General features: G+C 66.1%; 5 protein-coding genes. 3 read left to right on the plus strand and 2 right to left on the minus strand.

The genetic code is table 11. The features are described from left to right. A partial coding sequence (locus Q427_RS22720) for an MATE family efflux transporter (RefSeq protein ID WP_043517492.1) occupies window positions 1-1,385 on the minus strand: 1,385 nt, incomplete at its 3' end. A 189-nt stretch (window positions 1,386-1,574) separates the two neighbouring features. Here Q427_RS22720 and Q427_RS22725 point away from each other — a divergent pair. Continuing rightward, the gene (locus Q427_RS22725; RefSeq protein WP_043517494.1) at window positions 1,575-2,135 is read left to right on the plus strand and encodes an elongation factor P hydroxylase; all 561 of its coding nucleotides are present in this window, start codon (window positions 1,575-1,577) and stop codon (window positions 2,133-2,135) included. Here the strand turns inward: Q427_RS22725 and Q427_RS22730 are convergent. After that, entirely contained in the window at window positions 2,060-2,968 is a 909-nt protein-coding gene (locus tag Q427_RS22730) for a LysR family transcriptional regulator (protein WP_051496616.1), read from the minus strand. The genes Q427_RS22725 and Q427_RS22730 overlap by 76 nt on opposite strands. Before the next feature lie 107 nt (window positions 2,969-3,075). Here Q427_RS22730 and Q427_RS34660 point away from each other — a divergent pair, with 107 nt between their 5' ends. Together Q427_RS34660 and Q427_RS34665 are read left to right on the plus strand one after the other, a co-directional pair. Continuing rightward, entirely contained in the window at window positions 3,076-4,269 is a 1,194-nt protein-coding gene (locus tag Q427_RS34660) for a thiamine pyrophosphate-dependent enzyme (RefSeq protein WP_231613866.1), read from the plus strand. Further along, window positions 4,233-5,186 (plus strand): alpha-ketoacid dehydrogenase subunit beta (locus Q427_RS34665; protein ID WP_331280692.1); only part of this gene is annotated, 954 nt, incomplete at its 3' end. The genes Q427_RS34660 and Q427_RS34665, both read left to right, overlap by 37 nt.

Below are 5,186 nucleotides of genomic sequence, written 5' to 3' on the forward strand. Positions count from 1 at the left end.
CCGAGCAACATGGCGGCTACGGTCAGTCCGGCGATCAAGCCGATCCAGTAGCCGTGAACCCCAAGGGGCTCGCTCCAGCCGGCAAGGCCACGCATGCCCAGCCAGTGTCCCCCACCCAGCCCGACCAGCCAGTAGGCGATCAGCGTGATCACCATGACGATCCTCGTATCCTTGTAGCCACGCAGTGCTCCGGCCAGGTTGACCTGCAGCGAGTCGGAAACCTGATAGACCATTGCCAGTATGACCAGTGAAACCGCCAGGCGTTGCACCTCGAGGTCGTGGGTATAGAGGGCTATGACCGGCTCGGCGGTGAACCACAGCAGCAGGCTGTTGAACCCGGCCACCAGCAGGCAGATGGCGATGCCGTTCCAGGCCACCAGACGGGCATGATCGGGGCGGCCCTGCCCCAGGGTATTGCCGACCCGCACGGTCAACGCCATGCTCAGCGACAGCGGCAGCATGAACAGGATCGAGGTGTAGTTGAGTGCGACCTGGTGAGCCGCGACCGTCACTTCGCCGAGGCTGGCGATGAAGAGTGCAATCAGGGTGAACAGGGTCACTTCAACAAAGATCGCCACGCCAATGGGTACGCCGACATAGAGCAGCTCGCCGATCAGCTTCCAGCGGGGCGGTGCGGGGTCGCACCAGAGTTCGACTTCGCCATAGGCCCGGGAGCGCCGGGTGTAGGCGATCATCGCCAGGCTCATTACCCACATGGAGAGCGCAGTGGCGATACCGCAGCCGAAGGCGCCCAGTGCGGGAAGCGCCTGAACCCAGTCGGGCAGCCACTCGCCGAACAGGGCGGTGAGACCATCGCCGCCGTAGATCAGCACATAGTTGCTGGGAATGTTCACGGCCAATCCCACCAGGCTGATCCACAGCGCCGGGCGGGTGTGGTTCATGCCGTCGGAGAAGGCTCTCAGGGCCTGGAACAGGGCCACCCCGGGCATGCCGAAGGCCACGGCGGAGAGGTAGGCTGCCGAGCGCCTTGCCACCTCGTCGGGCACCTCCATCAGCCGGAAGATCGGCATCACCGTGAACCACAGCAGCAGGGCAGCGCCCAGGCCGAGTGCCAAGGCCACCCAGAGTGCCTGGTGCACGTTGGGGCGGATGCGGGCGGTGGTGCCTCCCCCCAGCAGCTGGGCGACGATAGGGGTGAGCCCCATCAATGTGCCGGTCATGAACAGCATCAGCGGTAGCCAGATACTGGAACCCACGGAAACCGCCGCCAGGTCGGTGGCGCTCAGGCGTCCGGTCATCATGACATCGGCGACGCTCATGCCGGCCTGGGCCAGCTGGGCGCCGCAGATCGGCAGCGCCAGGGTGATCAGCGGTCGCGTTTCCTTGCGGCTGACGCTGACGAGTTGGGTGAGGAACGTAACCAAGGATAATGCTCCATGCAGGCGACAGTGATCGCCACGACGTCGTAATGGCTCGTCTCAACGACCGAGGGAGCCGGTTATGTTAGCAATGGGCGGTGATTTTCGCCCGCTGTGTTACCAGTAGCCCGTTGGACTTAACGCTGAGAAAGGCTCCTCGATTATAATGAGTCCTCACAATGACCCGGAGGCCATGTGACCCACCGACTCGACGATGTGATCGCGCTGTTCGACGGACTCTTCCAGGACACCTTCAATACGCGGCTGGTGCGCGGTGGCGATGAGCCGCTGTATCGGCCGGCCGATGCCGACTGCTCCTATCATCGGGTGATCTTCGCGCATGGCTTCTATGCCAGCGCCCTGCACGAGATCAGTCACTGGTGCATCGCCGGGGAGCGGCGGCGTCGGCAGGAGGACTACGGCTACTGGTATCTTCCCGACGGCCGCGATAGCGAGCAGCAGCGCGCCTTCGAGACCGCGGAGGTGGCACCCCAGGCGTTGGAGCTGCTCTTCACGCGGGCCTGCGGTCGCCAGTTCAATGTCAGCGTCGACAATCTGGGTGGCGAGGCGGAGGTGGATCGTGACGCCTTCCGTGCCCGGGTCGAGGCGAGGGCTGAGCGCTATGAGCGCGAGGGGCTGTCGGACCGGGCGGCGGCATTCCACGCCGCGCTGACGGCATTCTACCGCGAGGGGCGAAGCCTGGACGATGCCGTGGCGTCGGGTCGCGATTGGCTACCCTCGTCGCTGCCGGCCTGACCCCACGCCTCCTTGCCCAGGGCCAGCAGCGGTGCCAGGGCGGGAGGGGGATTGCGGGCCGGATAGGCGACGCCAATGGTCTGATGGATGGCCAGGCCGTCGATGGGGCGGCACTGCACGTCGTGTCGCGCGAGGATCTCCGGCCATGCCGGTACCAGGGAAGCTCCGACCCCGGCGGCAACCAGGCCCAGGGTGTACTCGATGGTGCGCAGGCGCGCTCGTATCTGGCAGCGCAGCTCTGCCGCGTTGAGGGCGATGGCGAGTTGCTCCATGGCGGCACAGGGGTGGCGCCAGATGAAGGGCAGTCCATCCAGATCGCCCAAGGCAATCGATGTCTGCATGGCCAGGGGGTGTCCGCTGGGCAGTGCCAGGCGATAGCTGTCGTGCCAGATCGGCTGGAAACGCTCTCCCTGAGCCAGGTCCTGCTCGCCGATGATGCGTGCATCGCATCGCTCCTCCGGATTGACCAGCGTCAGGGCCAGGTTGTCACCACGGCCGATGTACTCCTTGAGCAGCGTCGTCATACGACTGGCCCCCAGAGAACGCATCAGGCCCAGGCGGACCGGGGTGGGCGGTGAATCGGTACGAAACAACCGGCCGATGGCGTCCAGGTTTTCGCTGACCTGGCGCGCCAGGGGGTAGAGCCGGTGTCCCTCCTCGGTGGCGGTGATGCCGCGTCTGTGCCGCTCGAACAGCGGGGTGCCGAGCCTCTCCTCCAGTTGGCCCAGCGCCGTGGAGATGGAGGGCTGGGCCACATGGCAGCGTCGGGCGGCGGCGCTGATCGAGCCGCTCTCGTAGGCGGCGATGAAGTAGCGCAGGCTGCGCACATCCATAAGGGTTGCCTATGCCTGATGAAGGATATCGATATTATCCCTTTATCAGGCAGGCGCGCTAGGCTGTAGGCATTCACCCTCGCGAATGCCGACAGGAGCCCGTTACCGTGGCCGACCCGCTGCCCCAGGAAAAACTGTTCTTCTCTGCCTTGCGTTCCGGCGACTGGCCAGAACCCGAACAGGCGTGGACGCTCGACGAGGTCGGGCTCAGCCCCGCCGGCCTGGCCGAGCTGTTCGAGAGCCAGTTGATGAGTCGCCACCTGGACCTGCATGCGCGCCGCCTGCAGGCCAGGGGCGAGGCCTTCTATACCATCGGCAGCGCCGGCCACGAAGGCAATGCCGCCATCGCCCGGGCCTTTCGGCCCACCGATCCCGCCTTCCTGCACTATCGTGACGCTGCCTTCCTGATCCAGCGCAGCCGCAGCGTGCCTGGGCAGACGCCGCTCTGGGACCTACTGTTGAGCTTCGCTGCCTCGTCCGACGACCCCGTCTCCGGCGGTCGCCACAAGGTGCTGGGCTCGAAGGCGCTGCATATCCCTCCCCAGACCAGTACCATCGCCTCGCACCTGCCCAAGGCGATGGGTGCCGCCTACGGGCTCGGCCTGTGGCGACGCCTGGGCGGCGGCGGTGAATGGCCGGCGGATAGCGTGGTGGTCTGCAGTTTCGGCGACGCGTCGTTCAATCATTCCACCGCCCAGGGGGCACTCAATGCCGCCGGCTGGGCCGCCTACCAGGGCGCCCCCATGCCCCTGGTGATGGTCTGCGAGGACAACGGCATCGGTATCTCCACCCCCACGCCCGACGGCTGGATCGAGGCGAGCATGCGCGCTCGTCCCGGTTTCCATTACCTGAGCTGTGATGGCCTCGATCTGCTCGATACCTGGCAAGCCGCCCGTGAAGCAGCGCGCATCGCTCGCCGCCACAGGCAGCCGGTGTTCCTGCACATGCGTTGCGTGAGGTTGTTTGGCCACGCGGGCTCCGACGCCCAGCAGGCCTACATGACCCCACAGCGGATCAAGGCCGACGAGGTGCGCGACCCCTTGCTGGTCAGCGCCGGGCTGCTCCAGCGCCACGGCGTGCTCGACCAGGTACAGATTGGCGACCTCTATCGAGCGTGGGAGACCGCGTGGCCCAGGTCGCCGAAGAGGCGATTCGCCGTCCCCGGCTCGAAAGCGCCGAGCAGGTCATGGCCAGCATCGTGCCGCCATTGCGGCCAGGTCGCCAGCAGCCGTGGCAGGGTGACGTCGACAACGCCCCCGCGCCCATGGCCAAGCTGCTCAACCAGTCGCTGCATCGCTTGATGAGCCGCTATCCGCACCTGGTGATGGCCGGTGAGGATATCGGCCGCAAGGGGGGCGTATATGGTGTCACCCAGAAGCTGCAGGCACAGTTCGGCCCCCATCGGGTGATCGATACCCTGCTGGACGAGCAGAGCATCCTCGGGCTCGGTATCGGCCTGGGTCACAATGGCCTGGTGCCGATTCTTGAGATCCAGTTCCTGGCCTACCTGCACAACGCCGAGGACCAGCTGCGGGGCGAGGCGGCCACGCTGAGCTTCTTCTCCAACGGCCAGTACACCAACCCCATGGTGGTGCGTATCGCCGGGCTCGGCTATCAGAAGGGCTTCGGTGGTCATTTCCACAACGACAACGCCATCGCCGTGCTGCGCGATATTCCCGGCCTGCTGGTGGCGTGCCCGTCGAACGCCGCCGACGCCGTCGGGCTGATGCAGGAAGCGGTACGCCTGGCCGACGAGGAGCAGCGCGTGGTGGTCATGCTCGAGCCCATTGCCCTGTACCACAATCGCGACCTGCTCGAGGAGGGGGACCAGCAGTGGTGTTTCGCCGACCCGGGGCCGGCGCACTACCTGTCAGTAGGTGAGTTGGGCCAGTGGGGGGCGGGGCGCGAGCTCGCCATCGTCACCTATGGCAACGGCGTCTATCTTTCGCGGCAGGCCGCCGTGCGCCTGGAGGCCGAAGGCATTGCCCTGCGTATCGTTGACCTGCGCTGGTTGACCGCCATCGACCATGAGGCCGTTCATCGCCATGTCGCCGACTGCGACCAGGTGCTGGTGGTGGATGAGTGTCGCCGCAGCGGCTCGATCAGCGAGGAACTGATTACCGGCCTGGTGGAGCGGGGCGTTGAGAGTCACCGCCTGCACCGGCTCACGGCCGAGGACAGCTTCATTCCGCTGGGACGGGCCGCCACGGTGACCTGC

This window comes from Halomonas sp. BC04 (assembly GCF_000568385.1).

Bases quoted from the DNA above. Each gene is read 5' to 3' on its own strand.
- Q427_RS22730 (WP_051496616.1), bottom strand. From the start codon at position 2,968: ATGGATGTGCGCAGCCTGCGCTACTTCATCGCCGCCTACGAGAGCGGC.